Below are 23,876 nucleotides of genomic sequence, written 5' to 3'. Positions count from 1 at the left end.
GGCGGGAGTGCCGTGCCCGGCTCGGCTTCCGCGGAGAGGCCGGGCGACAGGGGTGACCGTGCCCGTCGCGCCTGACATGATGGGCCGATGCAGGCGTCTCAGGGGAGAAGTGCCGGTCTGGGACTCGCCCTGGCCTCGGCGTTCGCGTTCGGTGGTTCGGGAGTGGCGGCCAAACCGCTCATCGAGGCGGGCCTCGATCCGCTGCACGTGGTGTGGCTCAGAGTGGCGGGCGCGGCGCTCGTCATGTCCCCGGCCGCGTGGCGGCACCGGAATCTGCTGAGGGAACAGCCCGCACTGCTGGCGGGATTCGGGCTGTTCGCCGTCGCCGGCGTCCAGGCCTGCTATTTCGCCGCGATCTCCCGCATCCCGGTGGGCGTCGCCCTTCTCGTGGAGTACCTCGCGCCCGCCCTCGTACTCGGCTGGGTCCGGTTCGTGCGGCGCCGGCCGGTCACCCGCGCCGCGGCGTTCGGCGTGCTGCTCGCGGCTGTCGGGCTCGCCTGCGTCGTGGAGGTGTGGTCGGGCATGCGCTTCGACCCTCTCGGCCTGGTGCTCGCGCTCGCGGCGGCCTGCTGCCAGGTCGGCTACTTCGTCCTGTCGGACCACGGATCGCCCGACAATGTCCGCAACGGCGGCGGGGCTCGCCGTGAGCCGCCCCACCCGGTGGGGGTCATCGCCTACGGGCTGCTGTTCGGCGCCCTGCTGCTCACGCCGGCCGCCCGCCCCTGGGGCATGGACTGGTCCGTACTCGGCTCCTCCGCGCGGATGAACGGCCACGAGGCGCCGGCATGGCTCCTGCTCGCCTGGGTCGTACTGCTGGCGACGGTGCTCGCCTACCTGACCGGTGTGGTGTCCGTACGGCTGCTCTCCCCGCAGGTGGCCGGAGTCGTCGCGTGTCTGGAGGCGGTGGTGGCGACCGTGCTCGCGTGGGTACTGCTCGGCGAGCGTCTGTCCGGACCGCAGTTGATCGGTGGACTCGTGGTGCTGGCCGGTGCTTGTGTCGCCCAGTCCTCGGCCCCCAGGTCCCCCTCGGGACCGGTCGCCTCGGGGCCGGCCGGTGGTCCGGGTGTGCCGGCTGCCGCCGGAGAGGGGCTCGACAGTGTACGCACGGGCGGGGCCCCCGCCTGACGGCTGCCCAGCTCCGCTTCGGACGGCGATCGAACGGGCCGGCCGACGTACGCGCAGGTCGACGCGGCCTGATTCCCCGGTGTCCGAACCACCGTCAATTACGTGTTGACGATGGGGGATCGTCAATCTACGCTTGACGCATGACGCCGCTCAACATCAGCCTGGCCGACCTGATCGCCCGTCTCGACGAGGAGCGCCCCGACGCCGATGCCCTGGCCCGTATCAGTGAGGCGCACCTCCGTGCGCAGACCCTCTCCGACCTCGGGGAACAGCTCATCGACCACTACGTCGGCAAGGCCAAGCAGGGCGGCGCGTCCTGGACCGAGATCGGCGAAGCCATCGGGGTGACCAAACAGGCCGCCCAGCAGCGCCACACCCCCAACCCCTTCGAGCGGTACACCGAGTTCAACCGGCACAGCATCGTGCTCGCGCAGGAGGCCGCCCGGACGCTCCGGCACGAGTCCATCGGTACCGAGCACCTCCTGCTCGGGCTGCTCGGTGAGCCGCGGGGCCTGGCCTACGGGATCCTCACCGCGAAAGCCGGGTCGGAGCAGGCCGTCCGCGACGCGATCGACGCCGTGATCGAGCCGGTCGGGCGGAAGGCGCAGCGGGGCCACATCGCGTTCCGGCCGGAGGGCAAGGAGGCCGTCGAGCAGGCCTCCCGCGTCTCGGCGGACCTCGGCCACGACCGGGTCGGTACCGAACACACGCTGCTGGGCCTGATCCGTGTCGAGGACGCCCCGGCCGCGCGGGTCCTGCGCGACCTGGGCTTCACGCCGGACGAACTGCTCGGGGCGGTCACGACCGCGATCGCCGGCCGGTCCGCCGCGCGCGACCGGTAGGGCGACACGATCGGACGCGCGGCCCCGCGCGGGGCCCGGTGCGCGTGGCCCCCGTGGTGGGGCCGGTGCGCGGGGCCCGGGGCCGCGCGTGCGGCTCAGCGTGCCGCGAGGTAGTCCGGGAGGGGGATCGACGGGTCGAGGTCGTCGGACGGGATCGGGGTGCCGTACGTCCGCGCCACCGGCACCACGCCCGCCCAGAACGGCAGCGCGAGGTCTTCCGGCTCGTCGTTGGGGCCGCCGGTGCGGAGCTTCGCGGAGACCTCGTCCAGGTCCAGCCTGATCACCGCGGTGGCGGCGAGCTCCTTGGCGTCGGCCGGCCGCGAGTCCTGGGACCGGCCCGCGACGACCTGGTCCACGATCGCGTCGAGCGCCGTGCGCCGCTCGTCGGGGTCCGTCACGGTGTACGCGATGCCGTGCGCCACCACCGAGCGGTAGTTGATCGAGTGGTGGAAGGCGGAGCGGGCCAGGACCAGCCCGTCGACCTGGGTCACGGTCAGGCAGACCGGCAGCCCCGGGTCCTCGGTGTTCGCCATCCGCAGCGGCCGGGAGCCGGTCGAGCCGTGGACGTACAGCCGCCTGCCGACCCGGGCGTACAGCGTCGGCAGCACCACCGGGGCGCCGTCGCGGACGAAGCCGAGGTGGCAGAGGTACGAGCTGTCGAGTATCGGGTGCACGACCGCGGGGTCGTAGGAGGCGCGGTCCTTGGACCGGGTGGGGACGGTGCGCCCGGTCGGCACGTAGGGGGCGTCGTCCTGGGTCGGGGCGGCCTCTGCGGGGTGGGAGTCGACGGGCGCGACGGTCTCCGACATTGCGTCCTCCATTGCACTAGTGCATAATGTGGTTTGTGCTAGGAGAGTACATGATCACAGGTGGGCGTGCGGCGGAAATTTCCGCGAGCGTGGAGCGGGGGGTGGGCTCGGGTGAGCTCAAACCCGGGCAACTTCTGCCTCCGATGAGGGAGTTGGCGGCGCAGTTGGGGGTCAACCCCAATACGGTCGCCGCCGCCTACCGGACCCTGCGGGAGCGCGGGGTCATCGAGACGGACGGACGCCGGGGGAGCCGGGTGCGCCCACGTCCCGCCACGACCGCGCGCGGCTCACTGCGGGTCGAGGCGCCGCCGGGGGTGCGCGACCTCAGCAAGGGGAACCCGGACCCCGAGCTGCTCCCCGCACTTGGCGAGGCCTTCGCCGAGGCGGTGCGGGCGTACGGTGAAAACCCCGGCATGTACGGGGAATCGCCGGTGCTGCCCCAGTTCGGCGCTCTCGCGCGTGAGGCCTTCGCCGCCGACGCGGTCCCCGAGGGCCAGATCGTCGCCGCCTCCGGCTCGCTGGACGCGATCGAGCGGGTCCTCGCGGCCCACCTCAAGACCGGAGACGCGGTCGGCCTCGAAGACCCGGGCTGGGGAAGCCTGTTGGACCTGGTGCCCGCGATCGGACTGCGTGGGGTACCGGTCGCGGTCGACGAGGAAGGGCCCCTGCCCGCCGCGGTGGAACAGGCCCTGCGCGCGGGAATCCGGGCCCTCGTGGTCACCGCCCGCGCGCAGAACCCGACCGGCGCCGCGATCGGGGCGCGCCGGGCGGCGGAACTGCGTGCCCTGCTCGCCGCGCACCCCGAGGTCCTGCTCGTGGAGGACGACCACGGACACGCCTTCGTCGACGTGCCCCTCCACCCCCTGGCCGGCACCACCCGTCACTGGGCGGTCGTCCGGTCGGCGTCCAAGGCGTACGGCCCGGACCTGCGGGTCGCGGTGCTGACCGGTGACGGGACCACCATGGACCGGGTCGCGGGCCGGCAGAGGCTGGGCCCCGGATGGGTGAGCCGGCTGCTCCAGCGCGCCGTGGTCCAGCTCTGGAGCACGGGCGCCGTGGACACGCCCGCGGTCGCCCGGTCGTACGGGGTACGCCGCTCGGCACTCGTCGCCGCGCTCGCGGAACGCGGTGTCGTCGCCCACGGGCGCACCGGGATGAACGTCTGGGTTCCGGTCAGCGACGAGACCGGTGCGGTCGCCCGGCTGTTGCACGCCGGATGGGCGGTGGCGCCCGGGGCGAGGTTCCGGGCGGACGCACCCCAGGGGGTGCGCATCACCGTCTCACCGTTGACGCCGTCCGACATCGGCCCGCTCGCCGACGCGGTCGCCGCGGCCGCCGGCCCCGCCCGGCCGATCAGCTACGGCTGACAGGCTACGGCCGATCAGCTACGGCTGATTGGCCACCGCTCACTGGCGCAGAGCGAGGGGGCCGGGTCCGGCGGGCGCGGCCGGTCAGCCGGGATTCCCCAGTTTGCGGAAGTCCCAGGAGACGACGGTGGCCGGGGTGAGCCGCAGCCAGGCGTGCCGCCCGTCGTGCGGCATGGCGTCGATTCCGAAGTACTTCGCGGGGAACAGTGCCTCCACCGCCGCGAGTTCGGGACACGGCTCGCCGGTGCGCGGCGCCTCGCCCACCGGGACGACCTCGCCCCGCAGCTCGACGCCGCGCAACTCCCCGTACTCCTCACCGTCGTCCACGACCACCGCGACCCGGGGATTCTTGCCCAGCTGGGTCCAACGCAGGCTTCGGGTCAGCGAGTAGAGCCAGATCGAGGTGCCGTCCCACACGAACCACAGTGCCCCGACGTGCGGTTGGCCGTCCGCGCCGACGGTGGCCACCCGGCAGGTGCGCCGCTCGGTCAGGAAGGCGTCACGTTCCTCGTCGGTCAACATGATCCGGCGGCCTCGTCGTTGAGCGGCGGTCATGGGGGCACCTTCCCGTCGTCCGAGCGGATGAACAGGATCATCGATCCCTCCGGCGCCGCCGCGCAATGCCCGGGACCGGTCCTTCTCAGGCCAGCGTGATGGAACCGTCGGCGACCTTGATCTCCTTCGCGGGCAGGGCGACCGTCGCAGGACCGCCCGTCGGCTCGCCCGTCGCGGGATCGAAGGTGGACTGGTGGCACGGGCAGGTGATGGCACCGTTGGTCACCCCGCTCACCGCGCAGCCCTGATGGGTGCAGGTGGACGAGAACGCCTTGAACTCCCCGGCGGTCGGCTGGGTCACCACGACACCCTGCTCCGCGAACACCTTGCCGCCGCCCTCCGGCACGTCACCGGTGCTGCCGAGGACCGTGCCGCTCTTCGCTTCCGATCCGCCCTTCGCGTCGGAACCGTCCGCCCCGCACGCGCTGAGCGCCACCGCCGCCCCGGCCGCGCCCACCGCGACCACCACGGCGCGTCTGCCGGGGCGGAATCCCTGTTCCCGCGGTGCCGGTACCCGCGATCCGCGTTCCTGGGCGGCGCTCGTGGTGCTCGTGCTGTCGGTGGTGCTCATGCTGGGTGATCCCCTTCGTCGTACTGCGGACTGGACCACGGGAACGTACCGGCCCCGGCCCCCGTTCCTGAACCACCGCGACTCACAGGTTCGGCCTCGCCCCCCCGCTCCCGCACCCGATCGGTGCGCCGGACGGTCACGAGTCGCCCGGGCGCGGAGCCGGGGCGACGATGGAGGGGAATCCCGGGGGCCTCTGTGGGACGGGAGCGAGCGTGGTGCGCACCGATGTGCTGATCGTGGGCGCGGGACCGGTCGGGCTGACCGCCGCACTGGAACTGCGCCGCCGTGGGATCGCCTGCCGGGTGATCGACAAGCTGCCGGCCCCGGTTCCGCACGCGAAGGCGGTCGGAATCCAGCCGAGGACCTTCGAACTGTGGGACCGCGCCGGGGTGATCGACGACGCCCTGGACGCCGCCGTCCCGATGCGTGGACAGCTCGCGTACGTCGACGGCGAGGAGCGGGGCCGCATCGACCTGGAACTTCCCGCGGACGTGCCGTACACCTTCGCCGCGCTCCCCCAGTACGAGACCGAGCGGATCCTCACCGAACACCTGGAACGGCACGGTACGACCGTCGAGCGCGGCACCGAACTGGTCTCCTTCGTCCAGGACGGCGGAGGCGTGTGGAGCAGCGTCCTGACGGGGTCCGGGGCCACGCGTGACATCAGGTCCCGCTACCTCGTCGGGTGCGACGGGGCACACAGCGCGGTCCGCAAGGGGCTCGGGCTGACCTTCGAGGGCGGTGCTTTCGACGAGGAGTACATGCTCGCGGACGTGGAGGCCGACTGGAGTCTGCCCGCCGGGTACGGCGTCCGCTCGACGCACATCGGCGACGACGGAAAACCCGACGACCTGCTCGTCTGCATCCCGCTGCCGGGCCGCTCGCGCTACCGGATGTCGATGCTGGTTCCGCCCGAACTGTCCGCTGCGGCAGGTCCGCCCGGCCGGATCGCGCACGGAGCGCAAGAGGGAGCCCGGCCCTCACTCGCCCACATCCAGGCGGTCGTGGACCGGCTCGCACCCGAACCCGCCACCGTCTCCGCGATGCGCTGGTCCTCCGTGTTCCGCATCAGCCACCGCATCGTGGACCGCTACGGCGACGGCCGGGTGTTCGTCGCCGGGGACGCCGCGCACATCCATCCGCCCACCGGCGCCCAGGGCATGAACACCGGCATCCAGGACGCGGTCAACCTCGCCTGGAAACTGGCGCTGGCTACGGCAGGCGTCACCGCGCCCTCGCTGCTGGAGAGTTACGACGCCGAGCGCAGGCCGGTGGGGGAGGAGGTCGTCGGCCGGACCGTCCGGCACGCCACCGGAGGCGGTGTGCGGGCCGACCCCGACGACCCGGCCGCCCTCATGCTGCGCGAGGCCCAACTTCTCGTCGGCTACCGGGAAGGACCGCTCACCGGGGCACCTGCCGGGGTGAGCGGCGCCCCCGACTCCGGCGACCGCGCACCCGACTGCGGAGGGCTCATCGGCCCCCTCGCGACCTACCCGGTACGGCTGTTCGACCTGCTGCGGCGCGGCCCGGACCACACGTTGCTGCTGTACGGGCCGGACGCCGAGGCGCTGGACCGGTTCGGCGGGGCGGTCGCCGAGGTCTCCCGGCGTACGCACGGCAAGGTGTCCGCCGTCGCGCTGCTCGGCCCCGGAGCCCGGGTGGACGGGACCACCAGGGTGCCCGTGTGGAGCGACGGCGGGGCGCAGTTCCGCCGGATCTACCGCATCGAAGGCCCCACCGGGTTCCTCGTCCGCCCGGACGGCTACCTCGCCCTGCGCTTCGGGCCGGACGAGGTGACGGAGGTGTCCGCGTACCTCACCCGGGTGCTGCGCACCTGAGGAGGGTGTGGTGGGTCAGTCGCCGGGATAGCTCACGAGAGTCTGGGTGAGGGCGGGGGAATCCTGGGTGGTGTAGTAATGACTGCTCAGCCCGGAGAACCGCGCCGTGTCGCCCGTCCCGAGCAGATGGGGCACGTCGTCCACCACGAGCGTCACACTGCCTGCCAGGACCGTCACGTACTCGACCGAATCGACCCCGTGCGAACTGACCTGGCTCTGGTCGTGGGGATGCAGCCGGGACCGGTAGATCTCGATGCGTCCCTCCGCGCGCCCGGCGAACAACAGGCTGACCGACGTCTCGTCCTCCGCCTCGTCCAGGTCCCCCGCGCGGACGATCTCCGGGCGCAGCATCGGCTGGCGCAGCAGGTCCGTGGCGCTGGTCTCCAGCACGTCGGCGATCCGCACCAGCACGTCGACCGTCGGGTTCGCCTCGGCACGCTCGATCTGGGACAGCAGGCCCTTGCTGACGCCGGTGGCCGCCGAGAGCTCGCGAAGACTCCACCCCCGGGCCAGACGGCGGCGGTTGAGATTCGTGGCGAGCGAGGAACGCACCGTCCCCGGCCGGCCCGGGTCGGTGCGCGGGCGCATCGGCACCGGCGGGGCCGTGGTGGTGGGGGCCTGGGACACCCGTCCTCCTCGCTCTGTCGCGTCTCACCGGTTCGCGCAGGTCAGCGGTGCGCGCACGTCAGCGGCCCACTGTACCGGCGGACCCGCCGGGCCGTCAGCCCCGCGCCGGGCCCGGTGTTCCGGCGCGGTCGCCCCGCTCGGGCAGCGCGTCGAGCATCCGCCTGGTCCACGGATGGCGGGGCGCGTCCAGTACCTCGTCCACGCGGCCCTGTTCCACCACTTCACCCCGGTACATGACCGCGACCCGGTCGGCCATCTGCCGTACCACCGCGAGGTCGTGGGTGATGAACAGAATGGCGAAGCCCTCGCTGCGGCGCAGCGAGTCGAGCAGGTTCAACAACTGCGCCTGCACCGAGACGTCGAGCGCCGCCACCGCCTCGTCGCAGATCAGCAGCCGGGGCCGGGCGGCCAACGCCCTCGCTACGGCCACGCGTTGGCGCTCACCGCCGGAGAGCGCGGCCGGGCGGCGGGCGGCGTACGCGGCCGGCAGGCCCACTTGGGAGAGCAGCTTCTCCACGTCCGCGTCCGCGATGTCCCTGGCCCGGCGTCCGCCGGGGACGGCGAGCGCCTCGCGCAGCGTCGCGCCCACCGTGCGCAACGGGTTGAGCGAGGCGTACGGGTCCTGGAACACGATCTGCGCCTGCGCGGCCAGCCTGCGCCGGTCCGCCGTGTCCGGGCGGCGCCCGGCCGGCAGCGCGACGCCTCCGGTCCGGACCTCTCCGCCGTCGAAGGTCTCCAGGCCGATGGCGACGCGGGCCAGGGTCGTCTTGCCCGAGCCCGACTCGCCGACCAGCGCCAGCACCGAACCGGGTGCCACGGTCAGGCTCACGTCCCGCAGCGCGGTGTGGTCCCCGGCGGCCGAGCGGAACGTACGGCTGACCGACGTGACGGCCAGCACGGCGTCATCGAGCGCCGCTCCTGTCCCCCCGGCTCCGGCCGCCGTCGGCACCGCCGCGCGTTCCCCGGGTGCGGCCAGCGCATCTCCGATTTCGGCGAGCCGGACGCACGCCGACAGCCGCTCCGCGCCCGCCTCCCGTGCCGGTCCCTCCGGGACGACGGGCCGCAGTTCCACCCGGGTGGTCCGGCACTCCGGCTCCGTGTACGCGCACCGCTCGGCGAACGGGCAGCCCCCGGTGCGTCGGCCGGGAGGGGGTACGAAACCCGGCAGCGCGTGCAGTTCGGCGAAGCGCCGGTCCGCCGACGGCTCGGAGGCCAGCAGGCCCGCCGTATAGGGATGGGCCGGAGCCGATTCCAGGGCGGCCGGACGGCCGTGCTCCAGCACGGCGCCCGCGTACAGCACGTACACCCGGTCGCAGGCGGAGAACGCGACCCGCAGATCGTGGCTGATCAACACGAGGCCCATGCCCCGGTCGCGTTGCAGGCCGCGCAGCAGGTCGAGCACCGCTCGCTGGTTGGCCGCGTCGAGCGCGGTGGTGGGCTCGTCGGCGATCAGCAGCTCGGGGTCGCCGGCGAGGGCCGCGGCGGCGGCCACCCGCTGGCGCATGCCGCCCGAGAGCTCGTGCGGATATCGGTCGGCTGCCTCGGGGCCGAGTCCGACTTCGGCGAGCCGGCGCACCACCTCGGCACGACGGGCGGCCGCGTTCCGGCGTCCGCGCAGCGCGCCGTGGCGCTCCCGCAGCCCGTCCGCGATCTGGCGCCCGCAGGTCAGCTGAGGATGCAGCATGGTGAAGGGGTCCTGCATCAGCAGGGTGACGCGGCGTCCGCGCAGCGCGTGCCGGGCCTCCGGCGGGAGGCCGAGGACCTCCTCGCCGCCGATGCGCACCGTACCGCCGGTGACCGTCGTGCCGGCGGGCAGCAGCCCGGCGACGGCCCGCATCGCCAGCGACTTCCCGCTGCCCGACTCGCCGACGATGCCGACGCATTCACCCCGGCCGACCCGCAGGGACATCCCGTCGAGCAGGGTGACCTGCCCCCCGCCCCTCGTCGTCGCGGCGACCCGCAGGCCGTCCACGGCCAGCAGTACGTCCCGCGCCGCCGGTTCCGCGTCCGCCGGGAGCCCGGCCGGGCCGGTGACGGTGTGAGCCGGACGGCCGCCCCCACCGGTCTTCGCCGTCGCTGACATCAGGACCTCCCACGGTCGGAGAACGCCTCGAACAGCCGGTCGCCGAGGAGGTTGAGCGCCACGGCCGTCACGATGATGAGCACGGCCGGGGCGAGCGCGGCTGACGGATTGTCGTACAGCAGGGTGCGGTTCTCGGAGAGCATCCGGCCCCAGTCCGGTGCGCCCGGCGGTACGCCGAGACCGAGGAAGGAGAGCGAACTGAGGGCGACGATCGCCCCGGCGAAGTTCAGCAGGGCGTTCGCGACCGCCACCGGCAGCACGTTGGGCCAGATGTGCCGGGTCATCACGGTGAACCGCGACAGCCCGAGCGTCTCCGCGGCCTCCACGTACGCGCGGTGGCGCTGCTCCAGGACCGCGGACCTGACCAGCCGGATGTCCGAGGGGGAGGTGAGGACCACCAGCACGCCGACCGCGAGCGCGTATCCGCCACCGCCGATCCCGGCGACCACGATCGTCACCAGCAGTGCGGGCAGCGCGAGCAGCAGGTCAGCCCAGCGCCGGACCAGTGTGTCGGCCCAGCCGCCCCGGTAGCCCGCGAGCAGGCCGAGGACGTTGCCCACGACCATCGAGCCGGCCGCCACCAGGGCCGCTCCGGCCAGCGTGGACCGGGTGCCGACGACGACCATGCGCGCCACGTCCCGGCCCAGTTCGTCGGTGCCGAGCAGATGGCCGCCCCCCGGCATGGTGACGCCGGTGGCCAGGTCCTGGGCGTCCCAGCCGGGCAGCAGCAGCCGGCCGAACGCGGCGGCGAGTGCCAGCAGCCCCACGACCGCTCCGCTGCACAGGATCAGCGGCGGTACGCGCAGGGCGCGGTGGACACGGGTACTCATCGGCCGTCCTCCGTCGGGTCGTGGCCGGCGCGTCCTTGGAGGGAGGCCGGTGCCCCGGGGCGCGGGGCCGTCGGGGCGGGCGCGTTCCGCAGGCGCGGATCGAGCACGGGGCCCAGCAGATCCGTGACGAGGTTGACCAGGCACACCAGAGCGGCCAGCAGCAGTGCCTCGGCCTGCACGACGGGCACGTCCCGGAAGGTGACCGAGTCGACGAGCAGCGAGCCGAGTCCGGGCAGGGCGAACACCTGCTCCACCATGACGGTCCCGGCCAGGAGGTACGCGACGACCAGGCCCACCCCCGTCAGCACCGGCACGAGCGTGCCGCGCAGCACGTACTGGACCAGGATGTCCTGCTCCCTCACGCCCCGTGCGCGGGCGAACGTCACATGCTCCCGGTCGAGTTCGCGTACGACGGCGGTGCGGGTGAGTTTGAGCAGCACGGCGGTGACCGCCAGACCGAGGGCCACCGCGGGCAGCACGAGGTGGGTGAGCCGGTCCGTTCCGGTGCCTTCGCCCGGTCCGTACGCGGGGAACCAGCCCAGCATCAGCGAGAACACGTAGATCAGCACCAGTCCACTGGCGAACGCCGGTGTGGAGAGGGCGACCACGCCGAGGCTCTGGACGGCGCGGTCGGCCGGCCGCCGGTTGCGGAGACCGGCCAGGACTCCCAGCGGCACACCGAGGAGCAGCGCCACCAGCAGCCCGAGCCCGACCAGTTCGCCCGTGAGCGCGAGCCGGCCGCCGATGGCGGAGCCGACGCTCCCGCCGGTACGGATGGAGGTGCCGAGATCGAGGTGCGCGGCGCTGCTCAGCCAGTACCAGTACTGCACGGCCACCGGGCTGTCCAGGTGGTACCGGCCACGCACGGCCGCCAGCGCTTCCGGGGTCGCGCTGCGCGGGCCCAGCAGGGTTCGCGCGGGGTCGCCCGGAGCCGCCTGGAGCAGAGCGAAGACGGCCACCGACAGGACGAACAGCAGCACGGCGGTGCCCGCGACGCGGCGCAGCACGAAGCCGAGGGGCAGCGCGGCACGCAGCCGCGAGCGGAGGGGGACGGCGGTCATCCGTGCTCCTTGCCCGGGTGGTGGGGACGGTGGGACAGGGAAGCGGAGGGGGAGTCCGTGCCCGAGGGAGACCGGGGGAGGCGTCTCTCCGGCACCGACGGGGAAGGCGCACCGCGCTCGGCCCGGGGCGAGGCCGATCGCGGTGCGGCGGCCGAGGACGGCGGGTCCGGGCGGGCTCCGCCGAGATGGGTGGCGAGCCACTCCTCCACGCGGGAGGCGGCGTCGAGGACGTGGTCCGGGTCGGTGAACTCGTGGCCCTCGTCCGGGTACACCAGCAGTTCGGCCGGTGCCCGGCCGTCCCGCAGCAGCGCGCGGTACAGCTCGTGGGCCTGGCCCACCGGGGTCACCCGGTCCGCCGCGCCGTGCACCAGCAGCGTCGGGGTGCCGCTCCCGCCGTGTGCGGACACGGCCGAGCGGCGGAGGAGCTCGGCGGGGTCGTGGCCGGCCCCGCCGATGCGGTAGGCACGGTCGTAGCCGCCGCCGATGTTGCTGGTGCGGGAGAAGCTCAGCCAGTCGGTGGGGGCCGACACCACCACGGCGGCGGCGAACACGTCGGTCCGTGCGGCGGCGAGGGCGGCCAGGTACCCGCCGTAACTGTGTCCGAGCACGGCGGTGCGCCGGGCATCCGCGAGCCCGAGGCCGACGAGGTGGCGGACCCCGGACAGCACGTCATCGAGGTCGCCGCCCCCGGTGTCACCGACCACGGACCGGGCGTGGTCCCGTCCCCGGCCGTTGCTGCCGCGCGGGTTGGGCAGCAGGACGAGGTAGCCGGCGGCGGCGAGCGCCGGGGCCAGGCCGAGGACGTCGGCCGGGGCGTACATGGAGGACCAGAGCCAGGCGGGCCCACCGTGCAGGAGCACGGCGAGCGGGCGGGCGGCCCGTTGCCCCCCTGCGCCCGTGCCGTCGGCAGCGTCGGCGCCGTCGTCGAGCAGGAGACCGCGCACGGTCCGCCCGTCGGCGGAGAGCCAGTCGGTCGCGCGCGTGCGGAGCGGGGCCGTACCGTCCTCGCGCGCGGCGGAGTTGAGCGCGGTCACCGGTGTCCAGTGCCAGGCCCGCGGCCCGTCCGTCCGGGCGACGACCGCCTCGGGCGGGCGCCCGGGGGCATCGAGGACCGTCGCCGCGAGCCGGCCCGCGGCGTCGAACGACAGCGCGGGCTGGAAGCCGGGGCCGCCGAGTGTCACCGCGTCCGACCAGAGGGTCGTGGCGGCACGGCCGATCCGGGATCCGGTGCCCTCCCAGCCGGCCCACCGCAGTGCGCCGGGCGAGGCCCCGTCGGTTTCGTCGAACCCGAGCCAGGTGGCGTCCTCGACGTCCGCGGGGGTCCGCGTCCTTCCGGTGCCGAGCTCCACCACGACGGGCCGGCCGGCGACGATGGAGATGCCCTCGCACACCGCCGCGTGGCGCCCGTCCCGGGACAGGGCCGGGGAGCCCAGCTGCCCGTCCGGCAGAAGGAGGGTCCGCGCGGTGCGGGCCGTGAGGTCCAGCGCGACGAACCGCGCGTCGTAGTAGCCGGCCGGCAGCGACTCCTCGGAGACCGTGGCGACGGCGGTGTTCCCGCCGCGCCAGGCCACGTTCCACACGGTCAGCCCTTCGGGCCCCGCCGGGCGGAGCGCGCCGTCCGCCAGGTCGACCGTCCACACCGAACGACGGCCGGTGCCCGGTGCGAAGCGCTCGGGCGCGGGCGGCGCGCCGAGGCGTACGGGCAGCCCCAGATGCATCCCGTCCCGCTCGGCGCCGTCCTCCGCGCAGAGCAGCAGGACGTGCAGGCCGTCGTCGGAGACGAGGAGGTCCTCCACCGCGCCGGGTGCGCGGGCGAGGACCCGTACCTCCCCGGTCGCGGTGTCCAGCGCGGCCAGCACCGGGTGCCCCGGCCCGCCCGGCTCCGCGACGTGCAGCAGGGTCCGGGAGTCGGGCAGCCAGCGGGGGCTGTGGCGGTCCACCGACGTGTCGCGGGGGCCGGTGACCGTGTGGCCCGGCTCCGGGGTCGCGTGCGGCGGCGATGACGCCGGTACGGCCGCCAGGACCAGCGACGTCCCCTGCTGGCCGGACGCGCAGACCGCGACCGTGTGCCCGTCCGGGCTGATCCGGGCCTCGACCGGGCGTGTCAGCCGCAGTGCCGCGCCCATGGTGCGGCGCACGGCGAGCGCGGCGGGCCGCTGCGTCGGCGCGACGGTGGTGGGCATGGATCTCCGTTTCGTGGTGCTCCCGCGGGGGCGCGGCTCGCGGGTACGGCGAGTGAGGAACGGCGAGTGAGGAACGGCGCGCTCCGGCCCGTTCCCGGTGGACGGGCCGCTACGCGGCCTTGCGGATACGGGTCGCCCAGGGGCCGATGAAGGCGTACGGCCCCTGTTCGAGCAGCACGAGGTCCTCCGAGAGCGCCGTGGCGGTCTGGGCCCACCAGAGCGGGAGGTAGGGCAGGTCGGATCCCGCCGCCTGTACCGCCTTCATCAGCAGATCGCCGCGTTCCGCCGGATCGGTCGACGCCTTGGCCTTGTTCAGCGCGGAGTTGACCCCGGCGTCGTCGTAGTGCGCGATGTCCGTCGCGGTCGAGGCCGCGTTGAGGTACGGGTCGGCCAGTTCGGCCGGATCGCCGGTGACGGGGAAGTACCACAGGAACTGGAGCGGCTGCTTGCCGGAGCCGAGCTCCGACACCCAACTCTCCAGGGTGATCTCCTTGACGTTCAGCGTGACGCCGATCTTCTTCAGCGACGCGGCGAGCGCCAGGGCTGCCTTGCCGAGCTGCGGACCGCTTCCCGGGTAGTGGAGTTCAGCCGTGAAACCGCCGGCGGAGGCGGACGCGGCCAGCTCGGCGCGGGCCGCGTCCAGGTCGAACGTGAGGGGCGGGATCGTGTCGTAGCCGGAACGGACCTCGGCTGCGGACTTGAGGTCGCCCCACATGTCCGGGGACGGCAACGCGTCGGCGACCTCGGCCTTCCCGTGCAGGACGCCCTTGACCATGCCCTCACGGTCGGCGGCGTGGGCGAACGCCCGGCGCACGTGCGGGTCGTCGAACGGAGCACGCGAGGTGTCGAAGGCGAGCGAGACGACCGACCGGTCACCGGTGTAGGTGACCCGCGCCGCCGACTCCCAGCCGCGGGCCTCGTCCGAGGCGAGGTTGAGGGCCCCGTCGACGGCCTTCGACTTCATCGCGACGAGGCGCGTTCCGGCGTCCGGGACGAACGAGAGCTTCAGCGAGCGCACGGCTGGCCTCTCGCCCCACCAGGAGTCGTTGCGCTCCAGGGTCACGTGGTCGTCGGCGGCGAACCCGGTGATCCGGTAGGGACCGGTGCCCAGCAGCAGCGTCCGTGCCGTGCCGACCTCGCCCCGGTGGCGGGCGAGGAACGCCCGGCTGCTGACGAGGAGTCCGCCCGCCGTGGTGGTCCAGGCGAACATGGCGTCGGGCGCCTTGAGGCGGATCGTCACCTCCAGGTCACCGGTGGCCTTGACCGAGGAGACGCCCGCGTAGGCGTACGCGAGAGCGGAGCCGTTCTTCGGGTCGCGGATCGCCTCGACGGAGGCCACGACGTCGTCCGCGGTGAGCGGGGTCCCGTCGGAGAAGACGACGCCCCGGCGCAGCGTGTAGACGTACGTGGTGGGGTCGGGCTGCTTCCAGGACGAAGCGAGACCGGGGCCGAGTTCGCCCGAGGGGCTGACGGAGAGCAGGGATTCCTGGGCGAGCACGGCGACGAGGTAGTTGAGCACACCCGATTCGCGGCCCACGTCGAGACTCGACAGCGACGCGGGCAGCGCCAGGGTGAGCTGGTCGATCGACGCGTCGGCGCCCTGCGCCTTCGGAGCCGAACCGCTCGTGGCCCCGCCGTCGTCGGAGCCGGCCGGCTGCGGCGCACAGGCGGCCAGTACGCCCGAGGCAGCCAGCAGGCCCATACCGGCTCCGGCGATCCGCAGCATCCTCCGTCGGCTGAGGGCGCCACCGGGCTCCGAGTTCATCGGGAACCACCCATCTCATTCGTCCACTGATGATGCCCATATGGGCCTCGTCAGTATACGAATTGCTTGGAGGGCGTCAATGAATCGCTTATGGATGTCCGGAAGATGGACATGAAGGCATGACATACGGGGAGAAACGGCCGAATGTAGGCGCCGACGGCGAGGCCGCAGGCGCTGGGCCGCCGGCGGAGACCGGGCCGCCGGCGGAGACCGGGCCGGCGGCGGAGACCGGGCCGGCGGCGGAGACCGGGCCGGCGGGGCGCGCCCACGGCCTTTCGTACGCCGACGGCCCGCCCGGGAAGTTCCCGGACGGGCCGTCAGGTGCTGTCTTCGCGTCCGCCGGTTCAGCGGCCTACCGCGTACCCCTGCATGCCGCGCGGGTTGGCGGCGGCGGACAGCACGCCCGTCTCGGGGTCGCGGGCGACCGCGCAGAGCCGGCCCTCCGACCAGGCGTCCCCGACCGTGACCTCGTGGCCCCGGCGGCGCAGCTCCGCCACGACCTCCGGGTCCATGCCCTCCTCGACGGTGACACTGCCGGGGCGCATCCCGCGCGGGTAGAACGAGCCCGGGAAGCTGTCGTTGTGCCAGTTGTGGGCGTCGACCGCGCCCTGCAGGTCGAGCCCGCCGCGTACCCGGTCGCGCAGCACCGCGGCCAGGAAGAAGTGGACCTGCCACTGGTCCTGCTGGTCGCCGCCGGGGGTACCGAAGGCCAGCACCGGGACGCCGTCGCGCAGGGCGAGGGACGGGGTGAGGGTGGTGCGGGGGCGGCAGCCCGGGGTGAGGGTGTTCGGCAGGCCCTCGTCGAGCCACGCCATCTGCAGCCGTGTCCCGAGCGGGAAGCCCAGTTCGGGGATGACGGGGTTGGACTGGAGCCAGCCACCGCTCGGGGTCGCCGAGATCATGTTGCCCCACCGGTCGACGACGTCGACGTGGCAGGTGTCGCCGCGGGTGGTGCCGTCCTTGGCGACGGTCGGCTCCCCGACACCGGCGGCGGCCAGGCCCATGGCGTCGAAGCCCGGCTCACCGGCGGCGACCGCGTGGGCGTGCGCGCTGAGGACCGGGGTGCGCCCGTCGGGGCTGCCCGGACGCAGCTCGCGCGAGGCCCGGTCGGTGATCAGGGCGCGGCGCTCGGCGTTGTACTCGGGGGAGAGCAGGGTGTCGAGCGGCACCTCGGCGGCGTCCCCGTACCAGGCCTCCCGGTCGGCCATCGCGAGCTTGCAGCCCTCGATGAGCAGGTGCACGTACTCGGCGGAGCCGTACGCGGGCAGCTCCTCGGGCAGCAGGGCCAGCTGCTGGAGGAAGGCAGGGCCCTGGCTCCAGCCGGCCGCCTTGGCGAGGGTCCAGCCGTTCCACTCGTACGTGGCCGGGGCCTCGTACGACGCGGACCAGCCGGCCACGTCGGCGGCGGTCAGCGTGCCGGTGTGCCGGGTCCCGGTGGTGTCCATGGTGGGGGTGGCGGCCTGCCGGACCATCGCCTCCGCGACGAAGCCCTCGCGCCAGACGGTCCGGGCGGCCTCGATCTGCGCGACACGGTCCTCGCCGCCCGCCTTCTCGGCCTCGGCTATGAGCCGGCGCCAGGTGGCGGCGAGCGCCGGGTTGCGGAACAGCTTCCCCGGCTTCGGGGACGTGCCGCCGGGGAGGTAGACCTCGGCGGAGGACTTCCACTCGTTCTCGAAGAGCTCCCGGACCGTCTCGACGGTCTGGCCGAGGCGCTCGACCGGCGCGTGGCCGTCCTCCGCGTAACCGATCGCGTACCGCAGCACCTCGGCGAGGGTCCGGGTGCCGTGGTCGCGCAGCAGCACCATCCAGGCGTCGAACGCGCCGGGGACCGCGGCGGCCAGCGGGCCGGTGCCGGGGACCAGCTCCAGGCCGAGGGAACGGTAGTGGGCGGCGCTCGCACCGGCGGGGGCGGGCCCCTGGCCGCACAGCACCCGCACCTCGCCGTCCTTCGGCGCCAGGATGATCGGCACCTCGCCGGCCGGGCCGTTGAGGTGGGGCTCGACGACGTGCAGGACGAAGCCCGCCGCGACGGCGCCGTCGAAGGCGTTGCCGCCGTTCTCCAGGACCGCCATGGCGGACTGCGAGGCGAGCCAGTGGGTGGAGGACGCCATGCCGAAGGTGCCCTGGAGGGTCGGGCGGGTGGTGAACATGGATGCGGCTCCTTGCTGCGACGTGCGTACGCGAGTGCGGTGTTCGAGTGATGGTGCGCGGAGGATACGGGACGGCCCTCAGGGGCCGTTCACCATGTCGCGGCGGGCCTCAGGAGGCGGGCGCGGCCGCGTCCGGGGAGGTCCCGTCGTCCGCGACCAGGTGGCAGGAGACCTGCCGGCCGCCGGGAAGCTCGCGCAGGGCGGGCACCTCGGTGCGGCACCGGTCGGTGGCCAGCGGGCACCGGGTGTGGAAGTGGCAGCCCGACGGCGGGTCGAGCGGGCTGGGCAGTTCGCCGTCGAGCACGATCCGCTTGCGCGAACGCTGGTCGACCGGGTCCGGTACGGGCGCGGCCGACAGCAGTGCCTGGGTGTACGGGTGCTTCGGCGAGGCGAACAGCTCGGCCGTCGGGGCCTGCTCGACGATCCTCCCCAGGTACATCACGGCGATGCGGTCCGCGAGGTACTCCACGGCCGCCAGGTCGTGGGTGATGAAGAGGCAGCCGAAGCCGCGGTCGCGCTGGAGGTCGGCCAGCAGGTTGAGCACCGAGGCCTGCACCGACACGTCGAGCGCCGAGGTCGGCTCGTCCGCCACCACCAGGTCGGGGTCGCAGGAGAGCGCGCGGGCGATCGAGATGCGCTGGCGCTGACCGCCGGACAGCTCGTGCGGGTGCCGGTCGGCGTGTTCCGGGCGCAGCCCCACCTGGGCGAGGAGCTCCTCGACCCGGGCGCGTACCGCCTCGCCGCGCGCGACGCCGTGCAACCGCAGCGGCTCGCCGATGATCTGACCGATCGTCATGCGCGGGTCCAGTGAGGACGACGGGTCCTGGAACACCAGGTGGAAGTCCTTGCGCAGCGGGCGCAGGGCGCGGCGGGACATGTGGGTCACGTCGGTGCCGTTGATCTCGACCGTGCCGCCGGTCGGTTCGTCGAGACGTACCGCGCAGCGGCCGACGGTCGACTTGCCGCTGCCGGACTCGCCGACGAGGCCGACGACCTCGCCGTGCGCGATGGTGATCGAGACCCCGTCCACGGCGCGCACGGTGCCCCCGTTGGAGGCGCCGAAGTGGCGTTCCAGAGAGGTGAGTTCGAGCACCGGCGGCTGCGGTTCGGCGGTGGCCCCGCCGCTCTCGCGGGGTGCGGGGACGGTCTGCGGAGTGGTCACTTTCCGGTCTCCTGGTCGGGGCGCGCGGTGCCGGCCGGCACGGGGGCGGAGGTCTCGTCCGCGGCGAAGGGGTGCCAGCAGGCCGCCCGGTGGAGGGTGTCCGTACTGTCGGACGGTCCGGCGGAGGGGGCGACGGAGACGAAGCCGGGCCGCTTGCCGGTGCAGGTGTCGTCCGCGCGGGCGCACCGGGGTGCGAAGGTGCAGGCGTCGGGCCGGGTGTCGAGGTTCGGCACCAGGCCGGGGATCTCGGGCAGCCTGCGCTTGCCCTCACCGCCGGGCCGGAGCACCGCACCCAGCAGACCCCGGGTGTACGGGTGCCGGGCCCCGGCGAACAGCTCGTGCACGGGGGCCTGTTCGGCCGGGCGGCCGGCGTACATCACCAGGACGCGGTCGGCGGCGTCGGCGACCACGCCCAGGTCGTGGGTGACCAGCACGATGGCGGTGCCGAGGCGCTCGCGCAACGACTGGAGCACCTCCAGGATGCCCGCCTGCACGGTGACGTCGAGCGCGGTCGTCGGCTCGTCGGCGATCAGCACCGACGGGTCGCAGGCGACGGCGATGGCGATCATCACGCGCTGGCGCATGCCGCCGGAGAGCTGGTGCGGGTATTCGTCGACCCTGCGGTGCGGGGCGGGAATGCCTACCAGGGCCAGCAGTTCGACCGCGCGCGCCTTGGCCTCCTTGCGGCCGAGCCCCTGGTGCCTGCGGAGCACCTCGCCGATCTGCCGGCCGATGGTGAGGACCGGGTTCAGCGAGGTCATCGGCTCCTGGAAGATCATCGCGAGGTCCTTGCCCCGGATCTTCTGGAGTTCCTTCTCGGAGGCGCCGACCAGCTCGCGGCCGTGCAGCCGGATGGAGCCGCCGATCCGGGCGGTGGGCGGCAGCAGGCCCATGGTCGCCATCGACGTCACGGACTTCCCGCAGCCCGACTCCCCGACCAGCGCGAGGACTTCACCCCGCGCGAGGTTGAAGGAGACCCCGTCGACGGCGTGCACCGTACGGTGCTCCGAGGGAAAGGCGACGGTGAGGTCGCGGACGCTCAGCACGGGTCCGGCGCCGGGGCCGGTGTCCTGCGCGGCAGGGCTGAGGGTCTCGGTCATCGGGTGCCTCCGCGGGGGTCGAGGACGTCACGCAGTCCGTCGCCGAGCAGGTTGAACGCCAGCGTCGCGGCGACGATGGCCAGACCCGGGAAGACGGCCAGCCACGGCGCGAGCGCGAGGAAGGACTGGGCGCCGGAGAGCATCACGCCGAGCGAGGGCGCGGGCGGCTGCACACCGAGGCCGAGGAAGCTGAGCAGCGCCTCGCTGATGATCGCGGCGGGGATGCCGACCGTGGCCTGCACGATGAGGGCCGAGGTCGCGTTCGGCAGGATGTGCCGGAAGAGGACCGTACCGTCGCCGCCGCCGTTCGCCACGGCCGCCGCGACGTAGTCGACGTGCTTCAGCCGCAGCGTCTCCGCCCGGGTGATGCGGATGACCGCCGGGATCTGCGAGATGCCGATGGCGATCGTGGCGTTGGTCAGCGACGGGCCGAGAATCGCGGCGAGGCCGACGGCCAGCACCAGGAACGGGAAGGCCAGCATGGTGTCGGTGAGCCGGGAGACGAGGCTGTCCGCGAGCCGCCCGTAGTAACCGGCCGCGAGGCCCAGCGGCACGCCGATGACGAAGGCGAGCACCACGGCGAGCAGCCCGACCTGCATGGACGCCCGGGTGCCGTGGATGATCCGGGACAGCTGGTCGCGCCCGAGGTCGTCGGTGCCCAGCCAGTGCGACCAGCTCGGCGCGTCCAGCACGTTGGTGAAGTCCGGCTGCGCGGGGTCGTACGGGGCGATCAGCGGCGCGAAGAGCGCGGTGAGGACGAAGACGGCGGCGATGATGCCGCCGGTCAGCGCGAGGCGGTTCTTGCGCAGGGCGCGCAGCTTGCCGCCGCCCGCCTTGCGCACGGTGGCCTGCGCCGGGGTGGCGAGTGCGGTGGTCACCGGGCACCTCCGAGCCGGATACGCGGGTCGATGACCGAATAGACCACGTCGACCAGCAGGTTGATGAGGATGTACGCGGCCGAGGTGCAGAGCACCACCGCCTGGAGCGTGGCGTAGTCACGGGTGAAGACCGCGTCGATGGTGAGCTTGCCGAAACCGGGCAGCACGAAGATCTGCTCGGTGACCACGGCCCCGGAGATCAGGTGGCCCAGCTGGAGGCCGAGCACGGTGACCACGGTGACCAGCGAGTTGCGCAGCGCGTGCCCGCCGACGACCGCGCGCCGGGAGAGCCCCTTGGCGCGGGCGGTGCGGACGTAGTCCGCGGAGAGCGAGTCGAGCATCGCGCCCCGGGTCTGGCGCATCACCACGGCGGCGAGACCGGAGCCGAGGACGATCGAGGGCAGCACCATGCGGCGCAGGTTGTCGAGCGGATCGGTGCCGAAGGGCACGTAGCCGGAGGCGGCGAACACCGGTACGGCGATGGCGAATCCGAGCACCAGCACGATGCCGAGCCAGAAGGTCGGGATCGAAAGGCCCACCAGGGCGACGGCGTTGGCCAGCCACTCCTCCGGCTTCCCTCGCCGGACGGCGGCGATCACGCCCGCGCCGATGCCGACGACGATCGCCAGGAGCAGCGAGAGCGCGGCGAGTTCGAGGGTGACGGGGAGGGCCTGGCCGATCGCCTCGGAGACCGGAAGACCGGTACGCGAGGAGGTACCGAGGTCCCCGGTCAGGGCGTGCCCGATGAACCGGCCGTACTGGACCACGATGTTGTCGTTGAGGCCGTACGCCTCACGGATCGCGGCGAGCGCCTCGGGGCTGCGCTCCTCGCCGGCGAGGGCGAGCGCCGGGTCTCCGGGCAGGGCCCGGATGCCGGCGAACACCACGATGCTCACGAGGATCAGCGTGATGAGCGACTGGCGCAGCCGCGTCAGCAGGAATTTCGTCAACGGATGTACCCCGCGTTCGTGACCCGGACCAGTCCGTCGCCGTAGACGCGGATGCCCGCGACGTCCTTGGAGGCGACGACGTAGTTCTTCTGCCGGTAGAGGTAGATCATGGAGTGGTCGTCCTGGACGCGCCGGGTGATCTCGTCGTAGATCTCGGTGCGCCGGGCCGGGTCGGCGATGGAGCGGCCCTCGTCGATCAGCCGGTCGATGTCCGGGTCGCCGATGCCGTAGGCGTTCATGGCGCCCGCGGTCCTCAGGAAGTTGGAGACGTTTCCGTCCGGGTCGAGCCGTCCGGACCAGCCGCTGGTGAAGACGTCGTAGTCGCCCTCGTCGGTCTCGGAGATCATGGTCGCGTACTCGGTGGGACGCAGGGAGAGGTCGAAGCCCGCCTCCTTGACCATGGCCTGGAGCACCTGGCCCACCCGGCCCTGCTCGGGGGTGGTGGAGGTCTTCAGCTCGATCTTCACCGGGAGCTTCACCCCGGCTTCCTTCAGCAGCTTCTTGGCCTTGGCGACATCGCGCTTGGGGCAGTCCTCGGGCTTGACCCCGGGGGCGATGCCGGACTGCGGGGAGATGGGGCCGCAGGCCGGTTCGTACATGCCCTGGAAGACCACGGTGTTGAGGAGGTCACGGTCGATGGCGAGGTCGAAGGCCTCGCGCACGCGCACGTCCGAGGCGAGCGGGGTGTCGATCTTCCCCGGCTTCTCGCCGAGACCGTGCACATTGCCCACGTTGACGCCGATGCCCTGGTAGCCCAGCGAGGGAGAGTTGAAGAGCTGGAGCTTCGGCTCGGTGAGGGCGCTCTGCACGTCCACCGGGCCCATCTGGTCGCCGATCTGGACGTCGCCCGAACGCAGGTTGGCGAGGCGGACGTTGCCGTCGGCGATCGGCTTGTAGACGACCTTGTCCAGGTGGATCTTGGCCGCGTCGTAGTAGTTCGGGTCCTTCTCCAGCACGATCCGGTCACCGCCGACCCGCTCGACGAAGCGGAACGCGCCGACGCAGGAAGGGTGGTTGGTGAAGTCCTTGCCGTACTTCTTCAGCGCGGTCGGTGACATCACCATGCCGGCCCGGTCGGCGAGGACGCCGGTGAGCGGGACGTACGGATGGTCGAGCGTGATCCGCACCGTGGACGCTCCGACGGCCACTGCCTTCTTGACCGGCCCGAGTTCCGTGGCGCGCGCGGAACCGGGCAGGTCGCGGTGGCGCAGCAGGGAGGTGACCACGGCCGCCGCGTCGAGCGGGGTGCCGTCGCTGAACTTCGCGCCCTCGCGGATGGGCAGGGTGACGGTCAGACCGTCCGCCGACACCTCGGGGAGCGACGTGGCGAGCTGCGGCACCAGGGTGCCGTTCTCGTCGATGTCGTAGAGCTTCTCGCACATGCCCGCGAAGACCGTGCGGCCCACGAGGGTCTGGGCGAGGCTGGGGTCGAGTTTGTCCGGGTCGGAGTTGAGCGCGACGGTGAGCGTCCCGCCGTCGCGTACGGGCCGCTCATCGGTTTTCCGTACGCCTCCGACCTCGGTTGCCGAGGACTGCAGCGATGTGCAGCCCGAGACGAGTGACACCAGCGCAACTGCCACGAAGGCAACCGCTTTTCGGCGCACGGGGGCCTACCTCCCACCTGGGGGTCATCAAGGAATATCGCAGACCGTATTTCGCATACAGTCAACAAGCAAGAGCGTTGTCCGCATCCCGGACACTTTCGGTGCAGGATGCAATGAGCGTGCGGGGGAATGTCCCTCATGGGTGTGACTTGAGGCTCGTTGCCCGTCACGTGGCCTTCGGGGCTTCTCGTCGGTTCTGCCCCGAAGCGGTGGGGTCCTGCTGGGCTGTGGGGCCGCACCGGGCCGGGCGGGCCGACCGGTGGGCGGTGCGCATCGGCCGACCGGCGGGAGCCGGAGCGTGTCCGCCCGCGCCCCGCCGTCCTCCGTTGACAGGGGGCGGCCTTTTGGTGATGCTCTCGGAGAGCGCTCTCCCTGT

General features: G+C 73.3%; 19 protein-coding genes. 4 read left to right on the top strand and 15 right to left on the bottom strand.

Translation table 11 applies throughout. The features are described from left to right. Nucleotides 1-87 precede the first annotated feature (87 nt). Both OHA55_RS01760 and OHA55_RS01755 read left to right on the top strand, forming a co-directional pair. Nucleotides 88-1,125, top strand: coding sequence for a DMT family transporter (locus OHA55_RS01760; protein WP_266702095.1), 1,038 nt, complete (start codon nt 88-90; stop codon nt 1,123-1,125). Nucleotides 1,126-1,265: 140 nt separating this feature from the next. Next, a complete protein-coding gene (locus OHA55_RS01755; protein WP_266702093.1) occupies nt 1,266-1,967 on the top strand; it encodes a Clp protease N-terminal domain-containing protein in 702 nt (233 codons plus the stop codon). Between the two features lie 95 nt (nt 1,968-2,062). Here the strand turns inward: OHA55_RS01755 and OHA55_RS01750 are convergent, their stop codons facing one another. Continuing rightward, a complete protein-coding gene (locus OHA55_RS01750; RefSeq protein ID WP_266702092.1) occupies nt 2,063-2,776 on the bottom strand; it encodes a pyridoxamine 5'-phosphate oxidase family protein in 714 nt (237 codons plus the stop codon). 35 nt (nt 2,777-2,811) lie between these two features. Between OHA55_RS01750 and OHA55_RS01745 the strand changes: the two genes are divergently transcribed. Then, a complete protein-coding gene (locus OHA55_RS01745; RefSeq protein ID WP_266702090.1) occupies nt 2,812-4,143 on the top strand; it encodes an aminotransferase class I/II-fold pyridoxal phosphate-dependent enzyme in 1,332 nt (443 codons plus the stop codon). An 84-nt stretch (nt 4,144-4,227) separates the two neighbouring features. Here OHA55_RS01745 and OHA55_RS01740 read toward each other — a convergent pair whose 3' ends face one another. Next, complete coding sequence (locus OHA55_RS01740) at nt 4,228-4,698, bottom strand: pyridoxamine 5'-phosphate oxidase family protein (protein ID WP_266702088.1); 471 nt, start codon at nt 4,696-4,698, stop codon at nt 4,228-4,230. 85 nt (nt 4,699-4,783) lie between these two features. Then, nucleotides 4,784-5,269 (bottom strand): Rieske (2Fe-2S) protein, encoded by a 486-nt coding sequence (locus tag OHA55_RS01735; RefSeq protein ID WP_266702086.1) that lies wholly within the window; start codon nt 5,267-5,269, stop codon nt 4,784-4,786. A 212-nt stretch (nt 5,270-5,481) separates the two neighbouring features. On the opposite strand from OHA55_RS01735, the gene OHA55_RS01730 reads away from it, so the two are divergent. Beyond that, entirely contained in the window at nt 5,482-7,107 is a 1,626-nt protein-coding gene (locus OHA55_RS01730) for an FAD-dependent monooxygenase (protein ID WP_266702084.1), read from the top strand. A gap of 15 nt (nt 7,108-7,122) precedes the next feature. Here the strand turns inward: OHA55_RS01730 and OHA55_RS01725 are convergent, their stop codons facing one another. The 12 genes from OHA55_RS01725 to OHA55_RS01670 form a co-directional block, all read right to left on the bottom strand. Then, nucleotides 7,123-7,734, bottom strand: coding sequence for a helix-turn-helix domain-containing protein (locus OHA55_RS01725; protein WP_266702082.1), 612 nt, complete (start codon nt 7,732-7,734; stop codon nt 7,123-7,125). Nucleotides 7,735-7,828: 94 nt separating this feature from the next. Then, nucleotides 7,829-9,817, bottom strand: a complete 1,989-nt coding sequence (locus OHA55_RS01720) for an ABC transporter ATP-binding protein (protein ID WP_266702080.1) — start codon at nt 9,815-9,817, stop codon at nt 7,829-7,831. Beyond that, a complete protein-coding gene (locus OHA55_RS01715) occupies nt 9,817-10,647 on the bottom strand; it encodes an ABC transporter permease (RefSeq protein WP_266702078.1) in 831 nt (276 codons plus the stop codon). Before OHA55_RS01715 ends, OHA55_RS01720 begins: the two co-directional genes overlap by 1 nt. Further along, nucleotides 10,644-11,708 carry an ABC transporter permease gene (locus OHA55_RS01710; protein ID WP_266702076.1) on the bottom strand — a complete coding sequence of 355 codons (1,065 nt, stop codon included), beginning with the start codon at nt 11,706-11,708 and terminating at the stop codon, nt 10,644-10,646. The genes OHA55_RS01715 and OHA55_RS01710 overlap by 4 nt, the downstream gene beginning before the upstream one ends. Beyond that, nucleotides 11,705-13,891, bottom strand: a complete 2,187-nt coding sequence (locus tag OHA55_RS01705) for a S9 family peptidase (protein WP_266702074.1) — start codon at nt 13,889-13,891, stop codon at nt 11,705-11,707. Before OHA55_RS01705 ends, OHA55_RS01710 begins: the two co-directional genes overlap by 4 nt. A 109-nt stretch (nt 13,892-14,000) precedes the next feature. Continuing rightward, the gene (locus tag OHA55_RS01700) at nt 14,001-15,656 is read right to left on the bottom strand and encodes an ABC transporter substrate-binding protein (protein WP_266702073.1); all 1,656 of its coding nucleotides are present in this window, start codon (nt 15,654-15,656) and stop codon (nt 14,001-14,003) included. A gap of 344 nt (nt 15,657-16,000) precedes the next feature. Beyond that, nucleotides 16,001-17,806, bottom strand: coding sequence for a gamma-glutamyltransferase family protein (locus OHA55_RS01695; protein ID WP_266702071.1), 1,806 nt, complete (start codon nt 17,804-17,806; stop codon nt 16,001-16,003). Nucleotides 17,807-17,915: 109 nt separating this feature from the next. Continuing rightward, nucleotides 17,916-18,899 carry an ABC transporter ATP-binding protein gene (locus tag OHA55_RS01690; protein WP_266710384.1) on the bottom strand — a complete coding sequence of 328 codons (984 nt, stop codon included), beginning with the start codon at nt 18,897-18,899 and terminating at the stop codon, nt 17,916-17,918. A gap of 65 nt (nt 18,900-18,964) precedes the next feature. Next, the gene (locus OHA55_RS01685) at nt 18,965-20,068 is read right to left on the bottom strand and encodes an ABC transporter ATP-binding protein (RefSeq protein WP_266702069.1); all 1,104 of its coding nucleotides are present in this window, start codon (nt 20,066-20,068) and stop codon (nt 18,965-18,967) included. Next, nucleotides 20,065-20,910: an ABC transporter permease gene (locus OHA55_RS01680; protein WP_266710383.1), complete on the bottom strand. Its 846-nt coding sequence runs from the start codon at nt 20,908-20,910 to the stop codon at nt 20,065-20,067. Before OHA55_RS01680 ends, OHA55_RS01685 begins: the two co-directional genes overlap by 4 nt. A 32-nt stretch (nt 20,911-20,942) precedes the next feature. Beyond that, the gene (locus OHA55_RS01675; RefSeq protein WP_266702067.1) at nt 20,943-21,896 is read right to left on the bottom strand and encodes an ABC transporter permease; all 954 of its coding nucleotides are present in this window, start codon (nt 21,894-21,896) and stop codon (nt 20,943-20,945) included. After that, nucleotides 21,893-23,476 carry an ABC transporter substrate-binding protein gene (locus OHA55_RS01670; protein ID WP_266702065.1) on the bottom strand — a complete coding sequence of 528 codons (1,584 nt, stop codon included), beginning with the start codon at nt 23,474-23,476 and terminating at the stop codon, nt 21,893-21,895. Before OHA55_RS01670 ends, OHA55_RS01675 begins: the two co-directional genes overlap by 4 nt. Nucleotides 23,477-23,876 lie beyond the last annotated feature (400 nt).

It is taken from the genome of Streptomyces sp. NBC_00102 (assembly GCF_026343115.1).
Classification (GTDB): domain Bacteria; phylum Actinomycetota; class Actinomycetes; order Streptomycetales; family Streptomycetaceae; genus Streptomyces.
This window is presented reverse-complemented; position numbering and strand designations above follow the sequence as displayed.

Bases quoted from the DNA above. Each gene is read 5' to 3' on its own strand.
- OHA55_RS01760 (WP_266702095.1), top strand. From the start codon at position 88: ATGCAGGCGTCTCAGGGGAGAAGTGCCGGTCTGGGACTCGCCCTGGCC.
- OHA55_RS01710 (WP_266702076.1), bottom strand. From the start codon at position 11,708: ATGACCGCCGTCCCCCTCCGCTCGCGGCTGCGTGCCGCGCTGCCCCTC.
- OHA55_RS01685 (WP_266702069.1), bottom strand. From the start codon at position 20,068: ATGACCGAGACCCTCAGCCCTGCCGCGCAGGACACCGGCCCCGGCGCC.
- OHA55_RS01750 (WP_266702092.1), bottom strand. From the start codon at position 2,776: ATGTCGGAGACCGTCGCGCCCGTCGACTCCCACCCCGCAGAGGCCGCC.
- OHA55_RS01740 (WP_266702088.1), bottom strand. From the start codon at position 4,698: ATGACCGCCGCTCAACGACGAGGCCGCCGGATCATGTTGACCGACGAG.
- OHA55_RS01755 (WP_266702093.1), top strand. From the start codon at position 1,266: ATGACGCCGCTCAACATCAGCCTGGCCGACCTGATCGCCCGTCTCGAC.
- OHA55_RS01720 (WP_266702080.1), bottom strand. From the start codon at position 9,817: ATGTCAGCGACGGCGAAGACCGGTGGGGGCGGCCGTCCGGCTCACACC.
- OHA55_RS01695 (WP_266702071.1), bottom strand. From the start codon at position 17,806: ATGTTCACCACCCGCCCGACCCTCCAGGGCACCTTCGGCATGGCGTCC.
- OHA55_RS01705 (WP_266702074.1), bottom strand. From the start codon at position 13,891: ATGCCCACCACCGTCGCGCCGACGCAGCGGCCCGCCGCGCTCGCCGTG.
- OHA55_RS01700 (WP_266702073.1), bottom strand. From the start codon at position 15,656: ATGAACTCGGAGCCCGGTGGCGCCCTCAGCCGACGGAGGATGCTGCGG.
- OHA55_RS01735 (WP_266702086.1), bottom strand. From the start codon at position 5,269: ATGAGCACCACCGACAGCACGAGCACCACGAGCGCCGCCCAGGAACGC.
- OHA55_RS01715 (WP_266702078.1), bottom strand. From the start codon at position 10,647: ATGAGTACCCGTGTCCACCGCGCCCTGCGCGTACCGCCGCTGATCCTG.